Origin of the sequence: Paenibacillus sp. LjRoot153 (assembly GCF_964253085.1) — a bacterium.
Taxonomy (GTDB): Bacteria; Bacillota; Bacilli; order Paenibacillales; family NBRC-103111; genus Paenibacillus_E.
Genome location: NZ_CAXUQH020000002.1, coordinates 135,660 through 160,950, shown reverse-complemented (window position 1 = coordinate 160,950; position 25,291 = coordinate 135,660). Strand labels below are relative to the sequence as shown.

The window sequence follows — 25,291 nt, the reverse complement described above, 5'->3', positions numbered from 1 at the left end:
TACTTTGCAATTTGTACTCGAGCAAATAACAAATTGGAGTAAACTTTTATTTTCAAACTAAAAAAGGGAATATCCCCTTTTGGTAAATAATATGAACTAAAAAGTTTACAAAAGGGGATTCTTGTCTAAAAGGGTCAGTAATAAATGTATTTAGAAAGCTCAAACCAATACTGTTAAATTCAACAAAAGGATCTATTTCAAGACTTAGGGTTGCTCAATCTAGTATTCTCATGCAGTAAGAAATCTTACAAAGTCCGAATTTATCCCATATCGCTTCGGTCGATCTAAATAATTGACTTGTTCTGATACTCTAAGCAAAGTTTGTCATATTATCGATTAGCGAATTATATGAAATCCCTAAATATTGATACGCTTGAAGTTTAGTTTCCATATAGCTTCCATTATAAAAATGCATTTCTATTTTATCCAAACCAATATCTTTTCCTATTTTTGTCATTTGAAATTTCATTGTTGCTCCACCTTGGATTACTGCAATTCTATCGTTCACATCCAAAATTTGAATGAACCATTTTTGAAGTTCTACCCATTTATCAGCAATTTTTTTTTCGAAAACTATTCCACCCTGAGTGCTTATATAAGAATTATCAACAATAATTTTTACTGAACCCAATTTCCGTTTAGTTAGTTTCACTGACTGAATCCTTAATGAGTTCAATCGACTCAGTTACTTCCTCATAAGATAGTTTTCCAATAATAACCCATGCAACAACATTCGCGCTTCTTTCAACAATAAATTTCTTGACCATAGCGATACTGTCTCCTGTCTTTATTGCCTCTCGGCATTTACCGAGGGTTGAGTTAAAAACCTTAAAACACAGTAATACTTTCCAAAGGAACTCATTGCTTAATTTATCCGATAACCACATAGGCATCTAGATGAGAAGGGTCTTCAGTCTTCAGTTTTCAGCATAACCATATGCCTTAATAAGATTAAGTACTTGTTGTTTGATTGCACTAGAAAATTCTCGGAGTAGGTTTATAGGTTGGGGAAATAACTACATTTGAATTGCTGACTAATTCAACAGTAGATGTATTAACGATTTAATTGTAGCTCTTAATGCACCCTTTTTAGGACGATCTGAGATCTGATACATCATACCATCTTCACTAGTAAGGTCGAGAAATGAACCATTCACCTTTACATTCAAACCAGAATTTTTATAAGCTAAAAAATTTGAACGTTGAGTCAGCGTAAACGACCGCCCCGATGGTAGTGGTTAACACAGTATTGCAACTGTAATTGGTAACACCTATATAGCAAAATATACATCCATGTGATTACTCCGTCTCCCATAGGTGGTTAATTGCTATTTAAATGTTCATGAACTATTTTCCAATCTCCGTAAGTGTTCTTAATAAATACATTCGTTGCTCTTCCATCTCCTGAAACAAACTTCCCCTTATGATAACCTTCCCAATGGTAAGTATAGATACATATAGCAGAATTACTATCTACAGCGATCCATTGAACATTGTTCACTGTATAAACTTCATTCTTTACTACATTCCAAGTATTCTCAAAATAATTTTGAATTTCGTTTATTGAAGTAAAGCTTTTGTCAGCGAACCAATACACAGCATTATTATCTAATATACTTCTGACATTACTAAAATCATGTGTGTTTGTTGCCTGAATGTATTTTTCAAATGCCTCATTATAATCCAAGAGATCTCCACCTTTTGAAAGATTTTTATCATCCATTGCAGGCATTGTCGTAACAGAAATAATTTGATCTAATTTTAATTCTTATCTAGTTTCATATAGATTTCGATTACACCAATCTCGGTCGCGATCGGAACAACCAAATACATATTAGGGGAATGAATTACAGAATTTCCTTCTTGAATTATGGGATGTGTAATATTAACCAGAATCCCTTGTGCAGAAAGCTCGGTGGCAATACCACTAGCAATCCAATTTCCAAACTCTTGAAATGCACTCCAACACATCTCATCCAATTGGTGCACTTCGATTCCCCCCATCATCCTACTAATCATTTGTTTGACAGTTTCTTTATCCATACTACATAGGACTTGTCCATACATTTGACCTATAATCTGAATTATGACCCCTACCTCGTTACTTTCAAATCTTTGTTGCCGTTCAAGATACGGAAGCGGCTCTGGCTGTAACCCTAGGTAACCTTGGAGAACACTATGACTTACTTTTCTTATAACTAAGGATTCATCAATCATATCGGCCTCCTACATGTATTCTTATTTGTTCTCAAATGTTGTTTTTTTTGATAGAGGAAAAACAAGCTACTTGATTTTTGCCATTTGACTTTGCCCATATCTCAGCCTTGTCCGCTTGGTCGATTAATTCAATCACATCAGACGGACTGTCATCCTTAAACGAAGACAATCCTATACTCGCTGTAATGTTAAACCCAAGCTTGATTCCCCTTATACCGGTTAGGATTTCATTTGCAATATTTACCGCGAATTCTTGACCGACATTTGGTAACGCAACGAGGAATTCTTCACCACCATAGCGACTAGCAATTCCGTTATGACCAAGTTTGTTTAGGATAACGTTCGAAACCTCAATAATTGCTTTGTCTCCAACCAGATGCCCATAGCTGTTATTAATATTCCTGAAGTTATCGATGTCAATCATTAAGCAGGTCAGATCCTTACATATTGCTTGACATGCATTAAAATCATTACGAATCTTATCCAATACGTAGTTTCGATTGTACATATTTGTTAAGACATCCTTGGTGTATAATTCCGAAATATTAAGCTCATGCAGGGAAAATTCAAAAGCTTGTATAATAAGTTGCAGCTTGTCTCTGGGTAACCTTAACAGATCACTCTCAGTCTCATATTCAAATTTAAGATAACCTTTTTCATTCAAAGTTGTAAATTCGATTTCACCTATAAAAGAATTACTCCTTATGGATGGTTCTCCGCTTTGGAACTTTTGTGACTGACTATCTAGGTTAACAGATATATGTTTCCAGCGGCAGATCGATTGTAAAACAACTGAAAGTCTCATCATCAATTCAAGAGCGCTTCTAGATGCTTGAAAATATGCTTGTACTTGGACAATTCTGCGATAGTGAAGGGCATTTTCAAGGTGTTTGCTTTCATCCGGACTCTTAATTGTGATCAAAGCATTTCTTTTAGAAATAAGTAATGCTCTACGCGCGCTTTCAAGTGACAACTCCGCATCATCTTCCATCCCTTGAATCAGCTCCAATTGGGAAGCATAATAATCTGCATATGGTTGATAAAAGTACAGACCATCTTCTCGTATCGAATCAAGCAATTTATTATAATATAGAGTAGCTTTCTCCACATTGTTTTGATCAAGTGTAACTTTCAATCCTATCGTATACATAAGTGAAAGTATGCCAATTTTCTTCTCATCCTGATTAGATCTTTCTTTATGAAGATTTTGCAATTCATTCAGCTGCTTCGGAGAATCTACCTTTGCAGATAAAGTATATAGAGTAGCTAAAAAGTATTCATCTAGATCCAAACCGGCTCCATGGTGATGTTGCAATTTGCCCCATAATCTGGAGGCTCTTTGCTTCTCTCCCATAAATACTAAGACTAAAACATAATGAGAAAAAACCCGTACTCTTAATTGATTAGTTTTATTCACACGGGTTATTCTGGTTAATTTTTTTATCCATGCATATGCCATATCATAATTTGATATGTGCAAGTAAAATTTAACCATTTCAAGAAGCAACTCCGATGAAAAATTAGACGGGTCAAATTGCTCAACCTTCGATATGTAATAATTCGCTGATAAGTAATCCCCAATTTCTAAACAAACCATTGCCATATTCATTATAGTTACTTCACAAGGCACATCTAATTCTTCCGCAATCTTCCACGACTTATAATAATAATTATAGGAGCGAAACAGGTTGCTTTTGTGATACCCGGTTCCTAAGCTGTTATATATGTTGACAAGACGATATTTCAATCCATTTCTTTCGGCTATTCCCTCTGCTTCAGATAGATAGCGTCCACTATATGCAAATGGAATCGTAGGTACGCGGGAAAGAAGATAGTGAATATTAACTAAAAGCCGCGTATACTCAGAAATGTTTGTAGTTTTAATTACTTCACAATTCTCCGTATAAAACTCTTCTAAGAAAGATATAAAGGAAGTATCATTATCTTCCAAATCTATTAGGCATTCAGCGATTACTAAGTCTATTTTTCTAACTGGCTCAGTCCGTTTATCACTAAGTTCTCGACGAATTCTATCCCTGATTTCGTATAATCCCGATACATCATTTAATAACGCGTGAGTGAGACAATACAGCGATAAATATTTGATGCAATCTCTTTTCTCAATAAGTTCCTTAGATAAATGTTTGGCGAATGATACATCCCCAGTTTTCAGGGCAATTAAGGCTTCCATGTACCTAAGTGTGATGGGAGGTAGTCTTAAAGGTTGAGTTATATAGATCGATAATATCTTTTCTAAGAATTTTTTTGCAGCTGAATATTTTCCTTCATTTAGAGATTTTTTCAATTCTCTATATGATATTGCTAGCTCATGGTTATCCACGTTGTATTCACCTCCGAACATTATCAACCTCCCGCTTTGATATTAATAAAAGCATCAACCGCTGGTTTCCAAAATTGGGTTCCTGAACCCTGTATAAGGACATTTATCGCTTGTTCATTTGTCATTGCCTTTCGATAAGAGCGAGTACTTGTCATAGCATCAAATGAATCTGCTACTGCCATAATTTTAGACCATATGGGAATTTGTTCTTCTGATAACCCCTTCGGGTAACCTTTCCCGTCAGGACGCTCATGATGATACAAAATAATATCTATTATTGTTGCTTTCTCATCTTCATTTAATAGGGGGTAATTCTGATAAACTCCCTTGATTAATTCTTCTCCAATCAATGGGTGTTGTTTCATAACCGAGTATTCCTCTTCTGTTAAAGGCCCCTGTTTATTTAACACATTGTCCGGAATACCGATCTTTCCGATGTCATGGAGCAGACCACCTAGATGGATTAGCCTTTGTTGCTTTGGGGCCATACCAAGTCCCAAGGCTATTTGCGCAGCATATTTAGCAACCCTTTCACTATGACCAGCTGTATATGAATCTCGCTTTTCTAGCGAAGCTGCGAAGGCAGTTAAAACATGGTTATTAGCCATAGACAATTTGTTGTTAAGGTCCTGTAACTCCTTCATAGTTTCAACCATTTGTTGCTTTTGAGAAATACTATTCATACGCGAAGCATACCGAAAAATGACAAAGATCATTAGACAAGTCTGAGATACCAATTGCATGTTAACATGACTCTCGATAGTTGGCAAAAATTGATTCATAAGTAAAAATAGAAATAGTGAAAAGGCATCTATCCATACTAGCTCGATGATTTTTTCCCTCCACCCTTCTTCTTCCCAAGGTACATCGAAAAGAAAGTGAAGGGAAATGATCGTAATAACTTGGGCAAAAAAAAGTGAAAGCATAATACTCAAGAATAAACCAGTAAATAAACTGAAAAGAATGAAATCCTTTGTTGTATAAAAAAGTATAACCATGATTGTCGCTTGAAATCCGAATAGAACAAAGTTTTTAGGATAGACGGGCATCCCTTTTTTCCTTCGAGTCCATAAATACACAGCCATATAAATAAATATGGAATAACAGAGTAATGGGACCCCTCCTACCCAAAGACTTGCTAGCCAAGCAAACAAATACCCATCCTCACGGAAGATCATTTGTTTGCTGATGTTTGATAAATAATGAATGGAGTACGAAAAGAAATTGATGACCCCAAAGGCTAGCAAAGTCACAAATGACCCATAAAAGGTCGTAGATAAAATATACTCAAAAGCCATAAAGGTCTCCGTCTAAAATATTTAAAATTGGCCAGTTATTTCCTGTAAGTCCAGTATCAATTGGAAGATGTATTATTAACGGATTGATTAGCTTATGAAGAGAAGAAGAAAATTAGTGAATACAAAGTAATATCTACAAGGAATCTCGAAATACTTTCAATACTGAATCCATATTAGGCTTAATACCAGTCTTAATGGAAACATTTTTCACCATCAATAAATATTCATAAAATTTTATTAATTTCGATGATTTGTAATATTTACTATCTTCTATGAACTCATCATTTTTTTTGCCAAAGACTTTTTTTATTCCTAATTTATGAGCTCTATCTCTAATAGCACGCTTATTTCGATCGATTGGAAGATGTTTCAGCAAATTGTCAATACTAACAGTTGGATAATACTTAATTATTAATTCATCTTCCCACTTTAACCAATATCTTCTATAATTTTGTTTATTCACGAAGCACTATTTTCCTTCCCAGACTCGACATCTTAATTCACTATGTTAAAAGATAGGCAATCTTTAAGTAAAAAAGTTTTTTCTAATAATTTAATGTACTCGCAAGTAAGCTGCTCCATCTCCATAACTATTTCGCGGAGAAATTTTATTCCTTCTTCTTCCTTTAATCTTCCTGAATTGACAAAAGTGACGACATCTTCAATCTCAGATTGAATTTGTTTAAATAATTTTGAGGTTTGAAATAAAGTTAACTCGGTTTCAACTCTAACTTCATTTATATTCATTAAAAATGTATCAACGTCTTCAACTCCGGTGTTTTTAACAGTATCTATTAATTTTACAGTCCGCTGAGCAACGTGTTGAATTTCTGAAATAAGTTGCTGAACTATACCATTAGTAATCGTTTTTAAATAGAAAGAATCGATTATTGTTTCAACAACTATACTTTGTTGCTTCAAAGTGAATATCCCCATTTCTAAATATTTGGTTTAGATCATATTCCAAATAATGAATTAATTTCAATCTCAATTTTCATCATTTCTATGCTTGTTTTTAACCACACCATATACCGACTATCGGTATATGGTGTTTATTTGTTTCCACAACTATACTTTGTTGCTTCAAAGTGAACATCCCCATTTCTAAATATTTGGTTTAGATCATATTCCAAATAATGAATTAAATTCAATCTCAATTTTCATCATTTCTATGCTTGTTTCTAACCACACCATATACCGACTGTCGGTATATGGTGTTTATTGTTTCCACAACTATACTTTGTTGTTTCAAAGTGAACATCCCCATTTCTAAATATTTGGTTTAGATCATATTCCAAATAATGAATTACATTCAATCTCAATTTTCATCGTTTCTATACTTGTTTCTAACCACACCATATAACGACTGTCGGTATATGGTGTTTATTGTTTCCACAACTATACTTTGTTGTTTCAAAGTGAACATCCCCATTTCTAAATATTTGGTTTAGATCATATTCCAAATAATGAATTAAATTCAAACTCAATTTTCATCATTTCTATGCTTGTTTCTAACCACGCCATATACCGACTGTCGGTATATGGCGATCATACTTTTTTAAAATTTTCCTGCAATATTACCTCTAATGCATTAACTGCTGGTGTCCAAAATTGCGTTCCCGAACCTTTTCTTAATATGTCTAAAGCTTTATCTTGAGTCATAGCAGGACGATATGAACGATTACTCGTCATCGCATCAAATGCGTCTGCTACCGCCATTATCTTTGAATGAATCGGAATTTTCTCATCGTTTAATCCCATTGGGTAACCCAATCCATCCGGACGTTCATGATGGTATAGCACTATTTCATAAATTATTTTTTTCTCGCCATCTGTTAAAATAGGAAGGAATTGATAAACACCTCGCAACAATTCTTCTCCTATTAATGGATGTTGTTTCATAATACAGTACTCGTGTTCCGATAGAGATCCTTCCTTATGCAAAATATAATCCGGTATGCCTATTTTTCCTATATCATGTAATAAACCACTTAAATGAATAATTCGCCTATAACTCGGTATTATTTTAAATTCACCTGCTATAAGGTATGCATATTTGGCGACTCGCTCACTATGTCCTGCGGTATATGCATCTCTTTTCTCAAGGGATGAGGCAAAAGCTGCCAATATGTTATCATTTGTAACTTCTAATTTGTGGTTTAATACATTTACCTCTTCTATAGTTTCAGTCATTTTACTCTGATGCAGGATACTTATATTTCTTAGGGCAAAACGAATAATTACAAATATTAAAAGAAATGTTTGGGCAATAATCTGATAAATTATATTTCCTTCAATAATCGGCAGTATTTTACTGATTAAAAGAAAAGTACATAGCGAGAAAGCATCTACCCATGTTAGGAGCAATATATTTCGTCGCCATTCTCGAAACTTCCAAGGGATTCGATTCAGTAAGTGAAAGACGAGGATTGTCGTAATCTGAGTGAAATAAAGACAGCTAATAACACTTAAATACATCCCGAGAAGAGGTATACTTAAAGTTATTAAATCATTCATTAGTTGGAAACTCATATATAAGCATATTGATTGCATAATGAGCAATAAAAAACTCCGTAAATACTCGGGCTTATTTCTTTTTCTGTTAAAAACCCAGAAAATTACTACATAAACAAATAGGGAGTAAAGAAATAAATATATACCACCTATCCATAAACTAGCCATCCATGCAAACAAGTGACCATCTTCCCGAAATCTTGTATTTTTATTAATATTTACTACGAAGTGTATAGGGTATGAACATATATTGATTAGAGTAAAGGATAAATATGTAACTATTACATCGATCATTACAATTAACGCTCCCACAATGGAATTATACTGATTTTATATAACATAACGCATTCTTGTAATAATATGTGAACTTGTAATGTTTATGTATAATTTGCCGGTGGTCGTGCTCAACAATTGATTTTAAAATAGGGGTGATTTCTTCCCCGTAATTTAAAGATAACGGAGAAGAAATTTTAGTTTGAAATAGTTAGATTTTAAACTTAGATATTTGATCTTGTAGATCCTGAACCATTTGAATTAATGACTTCGAGGCAGTTGAGATTTCCTCCATAGAAGCAAGTTGTTCTTGACTAGAGGCCGCCACGGATTGAGAATTATCGGATGCTCCTGCAGCTATTCTAGAAAGTTCTTCAACAGTAGCAGTCACCTGTTCAGAACCTGCTGACATTTCCTCCACTGAAGCTGATATTTCTTGAATTTGAGCTCCCATAGAATCGATATCTTGTAATATATGATTAAATGCTTCACCGGCTTGCTGGACTAGATTAGTTCCTCTTTCAACAGTTTGACTCCCAATTTGAATCGAATTTACTGCATCTGCCGTATCATTTTGTATTTCTTCAATTACTACTTTTACTTGCTCAGCGGACTTTCTACTTTGTTCAGCCAACTTTCGTATCTCAGTAGCTACTACAGAGAATCCTCTTCCATATTCACCTGCCCTTGCGGCTTCAATACTTGCATTTAGAGAAAGCAAGTTTGTTTGCGAACTGATCTCACTCATGACTTCTATTATGTTATTAATTTCCTTTGTTCGTTCACTCAATTTTGTAATGAGGTTCGAAGTTTCACCAACGGTTTGGTTGGCACGATTCATATCCGAAATTGCATTTTGAATGATCCCATTACCTTGGAAGGCCTTATCGGAGGTTACCAGTGATACTTCCCTCACAACCGAGCAAGACTCTGCAACCCTCTGAATCCCTAGTGCTAGCTCCTCCATTGATCTAGCACTTTCTTTTGAACCTAGCATTTGTTGTTCTGCCCCTGCAGCTACTTCTTGAATAGTCGCTGAGATAACTTCAGCTGCTAAACTTGATTGTTCCGCACTAGCTGTCAATTGCTCAGAGGTAGCTGCCACTGAATTTGCGTGATTAGAAATCTTAGTTAACATATGATTTAACATCTCCGTGGATTGGTTAAAGTTAGTTAACATCTTTCCAAACTCATCTTTGCTAGTTACAGGTATTATCTGTGTAAAATCTCCTTGTGAAAGAAAATATGAAAGATTATTTACTTTACTAATGTTCCTAGTAATATCACGGCTATAAAGAAGAATAAGAATAATGAATAGTATAATACTTACTAAATCAACATAAATTATTTTCTTAATAAGTGAATAAATGGGTGCTAAAAGTTCTTTGTCTGGTAAGGCTATTGCAATGATCCAATTAGTTCCTGGCATTTCCTGAAAATAAACTTGCGTACTCCCTGCATTTGAATTAAAAATTAAATTCCCTGTTTTACCCTCGAGTATTCTTTTTCCTAGATCAGCAAAAGAAGCATTTGAATCTTCTTGAAGCTTTTCTTTCATAATCTTATCCGTTTCAGGACCTGCGAGGTAAGTCCCATTCTTGTCTAACAAAAACGCCCATCCTGTATTTCCAACCTTTGTTTCGTTAATAATTTCTTTGATAGTCGTAAGAACAATATCTCCACTCGTGACACCAATAAATTGTCCTTGTGAACTATACATTGGGACGGTTGCGGTAACCATATCTACTTTTCTTACTTCATCGAGATAGGGGTCGGAGAACACTACATTTTTTTGATTTGCCGCACTTTTATAAAATTCCTGATTAGGATAATCAAAAGTGGGATCATTATACTCTTCTGATGTAGCAATATTATCCTTATCCCAGTAAGCATATGTAGAGAAATATTTCGTGCGAGACTTGTATGCATTAGGTTCAAAAAAAATCCCTACTCCAAATGTGTCCTTATTTATTTTTAAATCATTACTTGCAATAGTATGATACTCATCCAATGATAATTTATTGTATATATCTTCTACCGTCTTAGCAAAAACCTCTGGAACTTTGCTTGAAGCTGTTATTCGATTTTGTATTCTTGAACTGATGGTTTGAACTTGTTGATTCAGTTGGTCTTGGGATTGTTTAACTATGATTGACTTCGAATATACAAATGCCAATGAAGCAACAGCCACAAGCATAAGCGTAACTAAAGGTAAAATAATAAATAAAGTCTTTGCTCTCACACTTCTCAGATTAATAGTTGGCAATCTCATTTAAACACCCCAGTGAATAATATATTTTTTGACTTACATTAAGCGATTCCACGTGCGGATTTAGTTAGTAATAGTTATATGATCCTATATAATACAATACTTTTGACCTGCAATAGTTAATAACCTCCTAGATAATATATTACTTACGACCTATATAATCTCGAAAACTATCATTATATGTCGATAATCATAAACTATAAATTACTTAAGGTCAAGTTTATTAGAATAGTCAGACTATTTAAGTAATGGTTTTACTATTTAATCATATTCACGAAAATAAATAAGCCTACCATAATATTAATTGGTAAGCTTAGGAAAAAGATATTAAACCTCAATACCACTCATATAATTTCGGATAATCTCATCCATAGCATCAACTAAATTCCTATTAACTTCATCTAGAAAACTCCACTGCACAACAACACCAATATAGATAATTACTAAGTTTTCCGCAATATTTATTGCAGATACACTTTGTTTGATAACACCCTTTTCTTGACCATGCTCAATAACTTTATACATAATGTTCCCCATACTTTTAAAGGTTTCAGCTAAGAGTTTATTATAGATTGGGCTAATTGTACCTAGATGTATTAAGTTTCGTGTTATTATTTGGGTCTTGTGTAGATTTCTTGCCATTTCTACTATCGCTTCTTTTAACCTGGTCAACAATTGTTTAGGATCTTCCATACATATTGACATCTGTTGGTCAAATATTTTTAGTTGCTCTAGATCAAAATTAAATAATAGCTCTTCTTTTGAATTGAAATATGCAAAAAAAGTAGTTTTTGTGACACCCGCTTTTCTTGCAATTTCATCTATCGAAGTCTTTTGATACTCTTGAGTTGAAAGGAGTTCAAGCGCAGATTCTATTAGCTTTCTTTTTGTATATTCTTTGTTTTTTTCCCTATTCATAGTGATTCCCCTATTTTTTTTATAATTTCTTATTAATGCGAACTTATTCGAGAGAGCGCTTTCAATCAACTTGCTCTTAATTTTGGTACAGGACATCAGTAATATTATACTATATATTTTAATATTTTCGAAATTGTATGTTTTCATTTGAAAAGCAGGATGGAGTATTTAGTGAAACAATTGTAGGCATCCTTAGGACAAAGTAAAAACGCAAACATCGGCCTTATCTGTTCCAGCATTGAATAATGTCCCCTACCATCTACTCTAAGGAATAGATACTTTTGAAAGTACAATCTATAATAAAGGGATTCATCTTTTTCTTGTTCTTTTCGAATGAGATCCAACACTGATCATATCGCATTTATTGAAATACAATTCTCGAATTATTACTACGTATTATATTAGTTACTTGCGTAATTCAAATTAATTACCTACCACGTTATGATAACTTCAACCAATAGTCAAGTTTGACGAAATTATATAATAATTTAACCGATACATTTTTCTCATTATGAATTAATAACAGACTACAGGTATTTAACATAATGTAAAACTTTATGAAACCCAAAACTAAACCGAATCTGATTGCCACTTCTTATTTTTATATATATTGTTGTGAGAGTTACAAAAAAAGCAGTTTAGAACTCGACCTACGAGTTCTAAACTGCTTTTTTTTCACTTATTACACTTTAATAATTTCCGAAAACGTAAAGCAGCTAATGATTTTTTCTTTATCACCAACATCATCGTTAACTGGAGAATTAAGTTCAGGATTGTTAGGGCTGCTTCTGCACGTGTAGAGTTAGGAGTAAACTTGTGTGAGGAATGATTTCTGCTACAGCGACATCTTCTCAATTTCATCAATTTGATTCCAGAATTTGATTAATCATTCCCGCTGTAGTATATTATTTTGCTTAATACGGATGAATTTAGCGGCACTATACCGGCGGTACGCAACCGTCCACATCACGGCAGCACCTATGAAACCGTATAAAACGAAGTTAGACAGCGCTAAATAGACCTCTGTGGAAAACTGGTATACCATGACTACGCGGATAGACGCTTCCACTGTTAACATAATACCCCATACGAACGTCATGAGTCTCATTACGAAGCGGAAGTATGCATAATTCCAATTAACCGCAAACTCGTTATTACCAATGAAACGTAACGCCAGATAATACATGATTGGCCGACGGAATAACAACGAGCAGAGGAATACAACACCAACTGAAGCAGTAATAAGCGATTCTCTTACAAGCAAGATTTTTTCGTTTCCGCCCAACAGTACTAACACTAATGTCAGCAAAAACGTGAACAACATGAGCGATCCGAAAGCATCGAGCTTGCGGTATCTCGCCAGATGGATTACGTTATCAATCAACGGTACCAATGTGGCAATTGTAAGAGCAGCTATGCTGCTCATGTAATTAGATAACCAAACATATAATACCCAAGGTACAATACCGTTGATCAGAAGTGTAAAAATGATGTAATTGCGTTTCGACATATTAGGCACCTTCTTCAAAAGATTGGATAATATTACGGCTGCGCTTTTTGAGATACATTTCGGTTAGGATCAAGTTAAGTGCAATCGAAAGGTACACGGCGGTCGGGAATGTGAAGCTGCTTGGAGCATGAATTGATAATTGGACAATTCCAAGCACTAGTCGGAATGTCACAAATACGAATGTTATAGCATAGCTTCGAAGCATCCATGTCCGGTGACTCTCAACATTCTTATCTTTGATGTGTTTAATGCCAATAGCCGTTGTCCCTAACCAAAAGATGTCCAAAACCAAAAAAGCGATTGTGGATGACGTACCACCGGTGGCATACAGCGCTATATACGGTGCTATCAGCACGTTCAAGAGAATCGAATATCCATATATCCTGCCTAGCTTCTTGTGAAGCTTTAGGTTTTTACGGCTCCGTTTCGTTAGCTGAAATGCACCGATGAGTAGCGCGACTATACCGAGTACGATGTGCGGGTAGAAAAACAATTTCCATATTTCGTATGGAAATGATGCGTCCTTTAGCTTAGCAGATACCATACCTGATTGGCTCGGCTTGTAGATCAAATATTGGACCACCACATAGATAGTTAAAAGATAAGCAAGCACATACAAGACGGGCAAAATGATTTTTTTTTGTAACACTTAATCCCCCTTCTCCCTTAACGCAATGAGCGAGACAAGAATGCAATTATATCTTGCACTGTCATCTGGCTATGCTCCTGAATAATTGTGTTCTGCACTCGCATGCCGTACATGAACATAACAAGTGTCTCTGCAGTCTTTGTTCCGTCAAGCTCTACTGGAATCACTTTGTGCATTTTCCCTACTTCAACCCATCTCATGCAAGTCTGCAAGGTGTATCCGTACACTTCTTGGACTATTGCCGCTACCCTCGGGTTATCCATCTGGCTAAGCAGGTATATGAAAATTTGATTCGTAACATCTTTATGACTCGTTGAACGAATCATACCTTCGGCAATGAGCTTTAATGGATTATCAATGCCCGATGAATCCGGATTCGTTACCACCTCAGTGAAACGTGCATTAATATGCTCGACACGCGATTTAAGGACTAAGCCGAGTAGTTCGTCTTTACCAGATACGTAATGATAAATAGCGCCTTTAGACAATCCAGTGCGCTGGATGATATCTTGTAATGTTGTCTGTCTGCAACCCTTCTCTTGGATAAGCAACTCCGTTGCGTTCATGATCGTTTGAAAACTAGCACTTGCTACTGTCATATTCTTTTAATCCCCCTCCATAAAACCAACCGGCGGTTTGTTGTAAATTAATTATATCATACCGACTGACGGTTTTCAATAGAGTTTTAATTTCTTCGACACATCCAATAATCTCTTTTCTTAAATTGAGAACTTTTGTTCATACCCGATCAGTATCGAGCCTGTTCCTTGTTATCTTGACGAATTAACTGTTCTACCCGCTTGGCCACTCCCTTTCGATTATAAAGTACAGGATGGAATATCTAACATAATCAACCATTAAATAATATTTTTATCGAAATCCCTTCTTTGACAGCGCCCAGCCGGCGGTCAATAGCGAAGGCCCGTATCGGTCGCCGTCTGATCATTTATCTTATAATGTACCTACAATTATTAACGTTGAATTTTCCGCTAATGACAACTCTATTTGATTTGAAGTATTGCGTATATCCGGCCGCTGCATATGGCTTCCAATACGTGTTACAATTGCTTCCTGGCCATCATTTAATTGAATTTTTGTGCCTGGCGGATAAGGTGGGATTGACTTAACAAACGCTTGAACGAGTTGCTCCGCGTAGGTTCGCCCGTATTGACCCATAATCACCTCAATCGCTTCATGAGGTGAAAATTCCTCGTCTGAAATGAGATTGTCATACAAATTTGCAAGAGCACAAATTTGCGCGTAATCATGTACTGCTTGACCTTCTAATGAACGGGGATATCCAAGACCATCTATCGTTTCATGATGTTGAAAAGCTACATGTGCTGATAATAAGCTAATCTCACGAACACTCCTCAATATATTAAAACCTTCCTCAGGATGTTTCGAAGTATCATCTGTAACAGCTTTACCAATATCATGAAGCAGACACCCAACTGCCAAATCTCTAAGTTGAAGATCATTATATCCCATGTATTTTCCTATTTGCAGTGCCATGAGCGTAACGTTCACGGCATGAGCGTATGTCTTTAATTCACCGACTATAACAGTTATAGGTACTGGCAGCAGAATAGGCCGAATTTTCATCTCCACTATGAGCCTTCCCACACATTGAAGCAAGCTTTTCAGCGGAATCGGCTTCTGTATTTTTACCATATCATAGGATAATTCCACGGTTTTGATCACTTCAAGCCATGTTGGCATATCCAACAACTCTTCTAAGGTAATCCCTTCTGATATTTTGTCCTCAACAATAAGATGTGAGATTTTAACCTCTTTCAGCCGTTCCAAGTATTTAGTATGGATTGTATTGCCTGCAGCTAATAAAACTCTAAGCTTTGCATCATAAACAGGTTTAGCTAATTGCATACTTGTTTCGTCGTATTCATTAATTGATATCAAACGCAATTTCTATTCCACTCCTATAACTTATTTATCAATCTTCCAACCATTAATTTTTTCATAATACCAAAATGTATTGCAGTTCACCTAACGACTTCCAGTACTCGCACGTATTATTCCTCTTGGACTACAGCTCAAAGTACGATCAACTTTAAATAGTTTATCTTCACTGAATTAACAAATGTAAGAAGGAAGTTTATCGCATGCATTGTTAAAAATCTCAGTAAGATCCAACAGTTAATATCCATAATTACCCTTATCTTGAAGTGGATGCCAATAATTTCTTGATTGCTTCAAGCACCCTATCTGGTTGAAACGGTTTAACTATAAAATCTTTGGCACCTGCCTTAATAGCCTTTACAACCATCAACTGTTGCCCCATCGCCGAACACATGATGATCTTGGCATTTGGATCCACTTGCTTAATTTGTATCAAAGCATCAACCCCCTCTAATACCGGCATCGTGATATCCATCGTAACCAAGTCGGGCTTTAACTCGCTATATTTCTTGATGGCTTCAACACCATTCGCAGCTTCGCCTATAACGTGATGTCCTCCTTTCGTGAGGATTTCCTTTAACATTAATCTCATAAATGCTGCATCATCTACTACCAATATATTGGCCATATGTTATGCCACCTCTACATGATATAATAATAAATTGAGTTTAATACACCAGCATCAGTCTGACATCCCAAATCGGAAATCCTAAAATGCCGTACGTCATCTCATTCATTACCTACGCACTATGTCTCTTACATGGGTTAATGTTTATCCCGAGCGTACCGGTTGACAGCCCCAATGCACCATACGTTTTTCTTAGTATAGAAGACTGCCGATGTTACATCGGCAGCCTTCTGTATCATTGTTATTGGGCTAACTTTTATTAAAAACCATTTTCTACTTTCTTTGAAAAACCATTGTAGGCAAAAGGTTAAAGTTTTCATATAGGAGATCTAATTAACTTAGAAAGAACTTATATACTCTAGGGCTTTACCACTCAAGGATAAAGTGACTAGTATCTCCGCCTTGGGATTTATTCATCTTTGTCTCATCAAGTCTAATTTTTATAACAACAGCGTCTTTTGGTTTAAATCTATTGGCCATAGCAGTAATTAACCCCTCATCACATGCTTCTGGATAGGCTGAACTATTCGTTACAACAGATGATCTGGGACCAGTCCATTTAAATATAATCTCACCAATATTTAAACCTATGTGATTCGATTTGTAGGCTGCCCCGATTGAGCTCATTGCGATTTCAAAGCTACTTATCTCTGGTGGAAAGACTGCATTTTCTGGTATGGATTTACCAATCATGTATAGTGTCTTTTGGCCAACCTTGTTAGATATTTTTTCAAATGCATTCATAAATGACTGATAAGAGTACCAATTGCCCGGTATTGGGTTTTCAATTCCATTTTCGGATAAAAACTTCAATGCAGTATTTTTAAAGGCTCCCATTCCGCAAACCATTGCATTAATTGTTTCCCCATTAACTTCTGCATTCTGTTCATTTACTTTAAACTGAACCATATTTCTTTCTCTCCTTCCATCTAATAGGGTAATAGAAAATTTGATTCGTGACTTCTTGGTGAATCGTTTAATGAATTATAGTTTGACGATTAGTTGTAACATTTACCAAGTGAAACGTTCCCCTTTACTATCTACGTAATTAATAATAGAAGTCATTAGACAATCATGAGCGCTGAATGATATCCTGCAGCTTTGCCTGTCATCAGCCTTTCTCTTGAATAAGCACCTCCATTGCTTATAAATACAATTTCAAGATATCTTGCGCTTACAGTTGTCATATTCCTATATTATAAACCGACGGACGGTCTGTCAATAGGATATATAATGACTTAACAACGGGGTTATTCATTCTAAATTCGTTACTATTCCAAATCCCAAACTTTATATTTTCCTTCGCATAAATATAAGAAAACAGGAATATGAATCGGGTTTTCCTTTTGCTTGGAAAACCCCTTATTTTGTTTTCGTTGCGTTTGATAATAGTAAAATGGAGATTGACCTTAATTTTTGAAGATGTACCAATCTTGTCGCACTGTAAATTAGTTCCATCAAGAGATTAATACCATCAATACTACTGCTTCAATACCCCTCCCCTTTTAAACCTATTGATTAAATTCTCACACCATTCTATATATAAGCGTTCATAATTGACACCGAATTCAACTACAGAAATGCTAGAAAAAATCGGATCATCGTTTTTTAAAGTTTCTTGCAGCTGGGTAAGCTCCGTCACTTTATCTAAATAGGCATTTAATCTTTCTTGATGTTGCTTCTTTATGTCCTCTATTTGGGCGATCATCTTCTCAGGCTCTACAAGCCATGAATTGTAAGCTTTCAAAAGAAAATCATCTCGAAAATTTTCTACTCCCCCCGGTTCTATCGTCCAAAGTATTAAAGCCTCCCGTCCTTCTTCAGTGATTTCATACAATTTTCGTGCGGGACGATAGCTATGTTGTTCAATCACATGTAACTTTAGCAATCCCTCTCCTTCCATTTTTGCCAATTCAGGGTAAACTTGATTGCTACCAACTTTCCAAAAAGGACCTAATCGATTGTTCATGTGTTGCTTAATATCGTAGCCACTGAGTGGTTCGCGCGCCAATAAGGAAAGAAGAGCATATCGAATTGAACTCATGAAAACATCTCCTCCTCTTAAGATAATATTGTTATAAGTTAATTCTAACATATATTTTTTTGTAGAACAAACTTAGTACATAGGATAAAACTAACCTATATATTTTAGTTGACTTCAATAATTTTATAGGTTAATATGAACCTATGTTAAATGTGAATTATATAATACGAAATGAGGAAATATAATGAAAAAAGCAATAATAATGTATTTCAAAAAACCTCAAACCACTATTGCAGTGGTAGTAGCTTTGATGGCTCAACTAATTTTTTGTGTGGTTTGGATGACTGCTTATGACGGTGTACTAGATCGAGTCAATCATTTGAAAATTGCCATCGTAAATGAAGATGGTGAATTTGGTAAGACCATTGAGAAACAATTGCAAAGTAATTTCCCCTTTGAAATAATAACGTCCACTAAGGAAAAGGCTATGGATGAACTTATGCTACGTGATGTCCATTTAATTGTGACAATCCCAGAAAAATTTGGTCAATCTTTAACATCCCCTGGTACGCAAGCAAAACTATCTTACATAATGAATGAATCCAATCCCCAACTTACAAAAAGCGTAATGCAAACCATCGTTACAAAAGTTACGAATGAATTAAATCATAATGTTTCACTTCAAGGAACTGAAGTGGCATTACAACAATTAAAGCTACCAACAGATCAAGCACAAAGGACCGCACAAAACCTCTTAAATAAAGTTGGATCTGAAGTAGAATCTTTACATCCTGTGAATGGCATGCAAAATCAAATGGTTTCAATGATGCTCATATTAGCCTCTTACGTTGGTGCTATGTTAATGGCAATGAACGTTCACCAAGTTTCTGAAACGATTGGTGCGCTAATTTCCAAATGGCAACATTTTGCCGTTCGCTCCCTGCTTATTGTATTTGCAGCTTTACTCATATCTATAGTCGGATCTTCACTTATCGCCTCTCTCGGTGGGCAGATGGAGAGTGGCTTCGGTTCATTTTGGCTGTTTCATTTTTTAACTCTTTTAACCTTCATGTTTTTTGCTCAAATGTTCCTTATGGCAATGGGTATGGCTGGTATGTTTTTAAATATGGCTGTTCTTTCCTTACAGCTCGTAACTTCCGGGACAATTGTACCGAAACAAATGTTAAGTGGCTTTTATCAATGGCTAGGCCAATTTCTGCCTGCAACCTATGCGGTGGAAGGAATTATGAACTTACAATTTGGTGGAGTAAACACGGATAAAGATATATGGACACTTTTTGTTACTTCTCTAATTTGTGTAATTATTTCTTTGGTGGTTACTATCTTAAAGAAACAAGAGAAATCACTTAAAGTATCGGAAGCATCTAAATTAGCCCCCCTCTCTACAAACTAATAATAAAATAACTATATATAATGAGACAAAGTCAAAAGTATCATTTAATAAACTTAAAGAAAGTAAATTTTAAAACCGAAAAAGGAGTTAGGCAAATACAAATTGCTTAACTCCTTTTTTTTGATATCAACTAATGAATCTACTTAAGCTTGTTATGGGCATGAAAAGCAACCGACCTCCACACTCACTTTGGAAAAGCCTCGGAGTAGAAGTCTCTGAATACACGATTGTTATTTCTGCACCAAACATTGCCTTTGGATCTATCATACGTCGAATCCTAAGTGCATAACCATCTTCACTACGGAGTTTTTTTTCGTACTTGTTTTTTTCGCACAAATAGTTCATACATACTTTTACTTCGCGAATACCTTAAACTTTCGTACACTGCCTTTTAGCGGGCATCCTTATTGTATTTAGTTATATTTGATACTTGGTTTCGTCTTTTGGTTCTAAATTTTCGATAAAATGGTTCCAGTCTTCTGACCACGAGGAAATTTTTGTTTTTGTCTTCAGCATTAAGGCTTTTTCAAAATTTTCATCAAAATGAGAATCATTTGAGCGAATATAACCTATATCAAATAGATTTGCTGTTAGTTCTTTCGATTTCTTGACATACATCCGCTCAACTTCTGTGAACGCATGATCTAATTTTCCTTTGAATTGTTCACTAGGCTCGTTAACGATATTACCGATATTATTCACTATATTCTGAATGAGGCTACGATCAATACCACGCCCGAATGCAGTACTATTTTTAGCGATTGTATCTATTTTCGTCACGATTACTCGATCCAATGATCTAGTAAATGCGGTACGAATCGAATCTGAAATCTCGACATTATTGATCATCATCGCTGCTTTAGCCTTAGTCAAACCTAAGGATGCACCAAAGAATAATTCGTTAGCAAACATATCTTCTGGCTTCGCTGGTGTTTCGTCCGCACTGAATATGCCATCATTTGTTCTACGGATAATGTTTATGACTGCTGAGAGATCCTTTTCCCCTAGTAAATCAAGTTTATACGGATTCGTATTTACATCTGTACTTTCATGACTTACTATTTCGTTAAAAAAATTAATATTGGAGGCAGATATTCCAGAAACTCTATATTTGTTCCAATCCTCTTCATGGGTGTCAGTCATGTTTTGGAAAAATTCTCTTTTACTATCATAAATAGATTCTAAGTGCTGCTTGAATTTTGGTATGTTAAAATCACTACCTTTTAGAAAATTACCCATTTCGTCTGCTAAATCGTTTACTATGTTATTTTTAATTTCAGAAACAAGATCATTGAGTTTATTTAATTGATCATTTTGTTCGTCCCCAGACTTGAATTGTTTAATGTTATCCCGATATCTTGCCTCTAACTCGACTAGTTGATCTATTTTTTCAAGCGGATCCTGATATACAGATTCACTGAACTTGATTTGATTAAAATCAACATCTACGAATGCTTCCTTAAAACGGCCCAAATCAGTATCTGTAAGAGCAACTGTCCTAATATGCTGATCCAGTGGTAAATTCTTAAATGAATCCAATGCCTCTTGAGAGATAGTTACATGATCGACGGGAAGTCTTGACTTGATAGGTAGGTTACGATTGGCAATTCCATCTATAGGTATTGCATGTAGTAAATCCATCTCTTTTATTGCTTTGTTACGCGTGTCGTTTATCGCACCCAACAACCGATGTGAATTGTTAATGTACATGCTGCTACCTCCATAAAGTGTTATTTTTATTGAATCATACCGACGACTATTGGTTTTAAAATGAAACAAAGAATAAATTTTCCTACAAAATACCTATGTGTAAATTCTTGGTGGTCAGATTGGAAGCGGATTCGGTTCATTTACTCTTCATTACCTAATAAAAACAAGGCGCAGCTGCCGTGGCAGATTGCTCCTTGTTTTGGTTGAACTAAAGTTCTAGTGTTTACCTAGAATTTTTAGACTCTTAGATACCTTCACTTCTGATTTCCTCTAGTGTGTTTAAATAAAATGGATACGAGCATGTTGCATATACTCTAAAATATTAAACTGAATGTTCTGCGAGTTCTGTATGATTCCCGTAAGAGAACAGCCAACTACTTAACAATCCACCTAATATAATAATTACCCCTCCGCTAATTACAAGTGCTCGTAAAGGAATGAATTGATACATCCATCCTGAAGCTAATAGTGCTACAGTCAATGCCCCCATTAGAGCGGAATGCAAGGTCATCTGAACTCGTCCTTGATACGTATACTGCACTTTGGTTTGCATTAACGTAGCTATCCCTACATTCAAAGAAATTTGTCCTAAACTAAATACAAGGATACCTACTGCTGTAATGGCAAGATGCGGATACAGAACCATTAATCCAAGCCCTATACCCATGACAATCATCCCGTAGGTAATTAATTGAGCTGCCGATAACTTCGATCTTTGAACAAGAAAAGCACTAACTAACATACCTCCCCCTTGTATAGTGCCTAATACAGCCAATAATGTCTGGGGAAGCTCAAGAAAATCGGTAATAATAAAAATTTCCAAAACTTGAATGAGACCGGCACCAAACCCAACAAACATCGCAGAAATTAAAATGGGGCGTACAGTTGTATGTTGAAAAGAGTAGCGTATTCCAGTTAATAAATCATTCCAAACAGAGTAGATACTAAGTCCCTTTCTCTCAATGATTTCAGTTGTGAATATGGATTTTATGAGCATAACGCTTATTACGAACAAAAGGATGGTGATTGCAAAAGACCATTGTACGCTTAGATACATATAAATGGTTGTACCCACTACTGGTCCTAATAAAATCATTACACTACTAGATATCTGACGAAGGCTAGCTGCAGTTTTTCGATCTTCTTCTAGAACAAATTGCATGGTGAAAGCATTCCCTGGTGCTCGAAAAAACAAAGTCCCGACAGCAGATAGAAAAGCTCCGAGAAAAATGATCCACGAAGGTCCAAACCACACAGCCTCAAGTAATAACACAACCATTCCTGCGCGATACCAATTAGCAGCCATGATAGTCCGTTTACGGCTCCAACGATCAGCAAACACTCCTACAAGAGGTGCAAACAAGAAAATTGGTGCATACTCAACGAACATAATATAAGACATGGCAACAGAAGATTTATGAAAAAGATCAAGAACAGCATACATTAGCGCCATATTTCTTAACCAGTCACCTAACTCTGATAACCACGTTGAAACCCAGTATTTTCTGAACAAAGGATTTCTTTTCAAAAATGAGTACATAACTTCATGCCCCTTTCTATTGTTTCTGTGGGCTGTCATCATGATTCGAGTGGGCTCGTTTTGCTCTATGTAATTTCCACGATCTTACTCCATCTTTGAAAACATCAGTGATTTCGTTATTATAATTCGAGCTTGGGCTACTTGAGTTTCCTCTTCCATATCAATGCCCACAGCAGGATGTGAAGTGGTAATTCGTTCAATACGTTTTTGGTCCGTCTGATTTTTGCTTAAACTTCATAATAAGAGCGCCTCCTTGATGGTGTTGGGTATCTACCCGTCGACAAACCCATCATTCCGAGGCGCTCCATTTTTGACAAAGCCCATTTCTTAGGCTATATGGCAATGTTTAGTGCAATCTTATTAGAATCCAATAATTTCTTAACAACCATTTTATTCAACAAGCAATTTATCTTCTTGTTCATCCCACATCGCGAACAATGATTGCAATTCAGCCCCTGTATAGGCACCTACCACTCTTACATTTCGATGTACAAGCTGCACTGCAATCATAACCGAGACAAACTCATCTTCTACTCGCAGTTGGGCCACTGTCTCCTTGTCCCCTGTGATAAGGACGAAGCCGTTAAGATCACTGCCGTGAGGTTCAAGAACAACTACCTCAAAGCGGTCGATCTTTCCTTCTTGTTGCAATCGTATACAGTATTGCATTGCATTATTAAGCGTGGCCTGTGCTGCCTTCTCACGCCCTGGAATTATTTCACCCCAACCAACAATCAGCGAACCTTTTGCCATATCATTCTCTCCATTTTCATTTTTTTATAGGTTAAATTTAACTTATTACAAAAATAACACATTCTTTTTTATAAGTCAACAAAAATATAGGTTAAATTTAACTTATGTTTTTGTTGCTCTTCTTATAAAAAAAATGCAGATATATAATAAGATGAAACAACTATGAATTAAGGAAACATCCGCTTCATCTCTCAACACTTGAATCAAAACTCATTTTCCCACCACCATGTATGAAAGTGTATTCTTGTTATTTTTTTATCCTGAACGCGTATTCGTTATTCAAGTGAATTTTATGGATTTCAAAATAGATAATAACTATTCTGATTGAAAAATGATTCTGCAAAGATTAACTGGATCATCGACAAACCGTATTAATGAAATTGTTTTATAAGTAACCCAACTAATGTTCATTCATCTAGCGTCTATAGCGTTATTGTTTTTGAGGAAATATTTCAATTTAAAATTCGAAGAACAGTGCTTGGGCTCTGTTCTTTACAAATCAATTGAAAGAACAATCTACTGAGGTTGATATCTTCCGGGAGGTTATGGATCCATCAATGGAACTTATAATGGAATAGCACGAAGAAATTAATAGGAGATGTCCTGAAGTAATAACATAGTTGTAGAAATAAAAAATAAGTATCAGACAGACGCTATTATAGAAATGATGAACATGTTGCTTGGACAATTCCAACATTTCAAATTTATCCTGCTCCACGGAGGAAAACCGTTTCAGAAATTTATAATGGTGGGTTCTGAATAAAAGAAGCTGCAGTATTAAAATCGGCTAGTGGATGCAGATTATAAAATTCCGTAAAGGGATTCGCTTCGTATTTTAGCTCTGTTTCTTTTTGACTACGATCTGATCTTCGCTAACAGAAGAATTCCTACAAGGTAATGTGACGCATACGCAGGAGTCATTCATTCCGTTGATAGGTCTTCTAAGACTTAAATCTTCAAGGAAATACGAAACAATTGTAATTCTTATATCAGCATCCATTGAATATCCTTGTATTTTCAACTCTTGCTCTATAAACGAGATATATTCCTTTAACTCCATGTTCTCTAATTGGCTTAATTTTGTGAGTGCAATTTCCACTTCAGGACACTCCTCTATGTGATTTTTTGGGGGACCAAATATTAGACCTTGTTGAATGTGCTTAGACTATAATATATTATCAACGTTAACTATAAGTCAAGTTATTCTGAAATTTCTGACTATTAAATGCTATTTGCTACAATAACTCTATCCTCCACACGAAGGATTACAGGTTTTCGAAGAAAACCTTCAAGAGTTTCAATGAGGTGTAATAGTGATACGATAAGAGGGTGTTCCAAAAGCCATGAAAATGG

At 35.6% G+C, this 25,291-nt stretch carries 23 protein-coding genes; 1 reads left to right on the top strand and 22 read right to left on the bottom strand.

What is annotated here, in order from left to right; translation table 11 throughout:
* Positions 1–310 precede the first annotated feature (310 nt).
* The 18 genes from ACSQ8P_RS36060 to ACSQ8P_RS35975 all read right to left on the bottom strand — a co-directional run bounded on the left by ACSQ8P_RS36060 (position 311) and on the right by ACSQ8P_RS35975 (position 18,581).
* Entirely contained in the window at positions 311–652 is a 342-nt protein-coding gene (locus ACSQ8P_RS36060) for a hypothetical protein (protein WP_436239797.1), read from the bottom strand.
* Positions 639–893, bottom strand: a complete 255-nt coding sequence (locus ACSQ8P_RS36055; protein WP_436239796.1) for a hypothetical protein — start codon at positions 891–893, stop codon at positions 639–641. Before ACSQ8P_RS36055 ends, ACSQ8P_RS36060 begins: the two co-directional genes overlap by 14 nt.
* A 428-nt stretch (positions 894–1,321) precedes the next feature.
* Positions 1,322–1,723 (bottom strand): YybH family protein, encoded by a 402-nt coding sequence (locus ACSQ8P_RS36050; RefSeq protein WP_436239795.1) that lies wholly within the window; start codon positions 1,721–1,723, stop codon positions 1,322–1,324.
* A 38-nt stretch (positions 1,724–1,761) separates the two neighbouring features.
* Positions 1,762–2,217, bottom strand: a complete 456-nt coding sequence (locus ACSQ8P_RS36045; protein WP_436239794.1) for a chemotaxis protein CheX — start codon at positions 2,215–2,217, stop codon at positions 1,762–1,764.
* A 31-nt stretch (positions 2,218–2,248) separates the two neighbouring features.
* On the bottom strand, positions 2,249–4,579 hold the full coding sequence (locus ACSQ8P_RS36040; RefSeq protein ID WP_436239793.1) for a diguanylate cyclase: 2,331 nt from the start codon (positions 4,577–4,579) through the stop codon (positions 2,249–2,251).
* Between the two features lie 2 nt (positions 4,580–4,581).
* Positions 4,582–5,856, bottom strand: a complete 1,275-nt coding sequence (locus ACSQ8P_RS36035; RefSeq protein ID WP_436239792.1) for an HD-GYP domain-containing protein — start codon at positions 5,854–5,856, stop codon at positions 4,582–4,584.
* 133 nt (positions 5,857–5,989) lie between these two features.
* Positions 5,990–6,319, bottom strand: coding sequence for a hypothetical protein (locus tag ACSQ8P_RS36030; RefSeq protein WP_436239791.1), 330 nt, complete (start codon positions 6,317–6,319; stop codon positions 5,990–5,992).
* Between the two features lie 32 nt (positions 6,320–6,351).
* Entirely contained in the window at positions 6,352–6,777 is a 426-nt protein-coding gene (locus ACSQ8P_RS36025; protein WP_436239790.1) for a hypothetical protein, read from the bottom strand.
* Between the two features lie 627 nt (positions 6,778–7,404).
* Positions 7,405–8,373: an HD-GYP domain-containing protein gene (locus ACSQ8P_RS36020; protein ID WP_436239789.1), complete on the bottom strand. Its 969-nt coding sequence runs from the start codon at positions 8,371–8,373 to the stop codon at positions 7,405–7,407.
* Positions 8,374–8,854: 481 nt separating this feature from the next.
* Positions 8,855–10,885 (bottom strand): methyl-accepting chemotaxis protein, encoded by a 2,031-nt coding sequence (locus ACSQ8P_RS36015; protein ID WP_436239788.1) that lies wholly within the window; start codon positions 10,883–10,885, stop codon positions 8,855–8,857.
* A gap of 354 nt (positions 10,886–11,239) precedes the next feature.
* Positions 11,240–11,830 carry a TetR/AcrR family transcriptional regulator gene (locus tag ACSQ8P_RS36010; RefSeq protein WP_436239787.1) on the bottom strand — a complete coding sequence of 197 codons (591 nt, stop codon included), beginning with the start codon at positions 11,828–11,830 and terminating at the stop codon, positions 11,240–11,242.
* 886 nt (positions 11,831–12,716) lie between these two features.
* Entirely contained in the window at positions 12,717–13,340 is a 624-nt protein-coding gene (locus tag ACSQ8P_RS36005; RefSeq protein WP_436239786.1) for a VC0807 family protein, read from the bottom strand.
* A gap of 1 nt (position 13,341) precedes the next feature.
* Complete coding sequence (locus ACSQ8P_RS36000; protein WP_436239785.1) at positions 13,342–13,989, bottom strand: DUF2306 domain-containing protein; 648 nt, start codon at positions 13,987–13,989, stop codon at positions 13,342–13,344.
* Positions 13,990–14,006: 17 nt separating this feature from the next.
* Positions 14,007–14,588 (bottom strand): TetR/AcrR family transcriptional regulator, encoded by a 582-nt coding sequence (locus ACSQ8P_RS35995; RefSeq protein WP_436239784.1) that lies wholly within the window; start codon positions 14,586–14,588, stop codon positions 14,007–14,009.
* Positions 14,589–14,940: 352 nt separating this feature from the next.
* Positions 14,941–15,915 (bottom strand): HD-GYP domain-containing protein, encoded by a 975-nt coding sequence (locus ACSQ8P_RS35990; RefSeq protein WP_436239783.1) that lies wholly within the window; start codon positions 15,913–15,915, stop codon positions 14,941–14,943.
* Between the two features lie 250 nt (positions 15,916–16,165).
* Complete coding sequence (locus ACSQ8P_RS35985) at positions 16,166–16,537, bottom strand: response regulator (RefSeq protein ID WP_436239782.1); 372 nt, start codon at positions 16,535–16,537, stop codon at positions 16,166–16,168.
* Positions 16,538–16,903: 366 nt separating this feature from the next.
* Entirely contained in the window at positions 16,904–17,446 is a 543-nt protein-coding gene (locus tag ACSQ8P_RS35980) for a hypothetical protein (protein ID WP_436239781.1), read from the bottom strand.
* A gap of 571 nt (positions 17,447–18,017) precedes the next feature.
* The gene (locus tag ACSQ8P_RS35975; protein WP_436239780.1) at positions 18,018–18,581 is read right to left on the bottom strand and encodes a PadR family transcriptional regulator; all 564 of its coding nucleotides are present in this window, start codon (positions 18,579–18,581) and stop codon (positions 18,018–18,020) included.
* 184 nt (positions 18,582–18,765) lie between these two features.
* Between ACSQ8P_RS35975 and ACSQ8P_RS35970 the strand changes: the two genes are divergently transcribed.
* Positions 18,766–19,935 carry a YhgE/Pip domain-containing protein gene (locus ACSQ8P_RS35970; RefSeq protein ID WP_436239779.1) on the top strand — a complete coding sequence of 390 codons (1,170 nt, stop codon included), beginning with the start codon at positions 18,766–18,768 and terminating at the stop codon, positions 19,933–19,935.
* Positions 19,936–20,352: 417 nt separating this feature from the next.
* Here the strand turns inward: ACSQ8P_RS35970 and ACSQ8P_RS35965 are convergent, their stop codons facing one another.
* The 4 genes from ACSQ8P_RS35965 to ACSQ8P_RS35950 form a co-directional block, all read right to left on the bottom strand.
* Entirely contained in the window at positions 20,353–21,645 is a 1,293-nt protein-coding gene (locus tag ACSQ8P_RS35965; protein ID WP_436239778.1) for a hypothetical protein, read from the bottom strand.
* A gap of 322 nt (positions 21,646–21,967) precedes the next feature.
* Positions 21,968–23,173 (bottom strand): MFS transporter, encoded by a 1,206-nt coding sequence (locus tag ACSQ8P_RS35960; protein WP_436239777.1) that lies wholly within the window; start codon positions 23,171–23,173, stop codon positions 21,968–21,970.
* A gap of 402 nt (positions 23,174–23,575) precedes the next feature.
* Entirely contained in the window at positions 23,576–23,938 is a 363-nt protein-coding gene (locus ACSQ8P_RS35955; RefSeq protein WP_436239776.1) for a hypothetical protein, read from the bottom strand.
* Positions 23,939–24,773: 835 nt separating this feature from the next.
* The gene (locus ACSQ8P_RS35950; protein WP_436239775.1) at positions 24,774–25,037 is read right to left on the bottom strand and encodes a hypothetical protein; all 264 of its coding nucleotides are present in this window, start codon (positions 25,035–25,037) and stop codon (positions 24,774–24,776) included.
* Between the last annotated feature and the right edge of the window lie 254 nt (positions 25,038–25,291).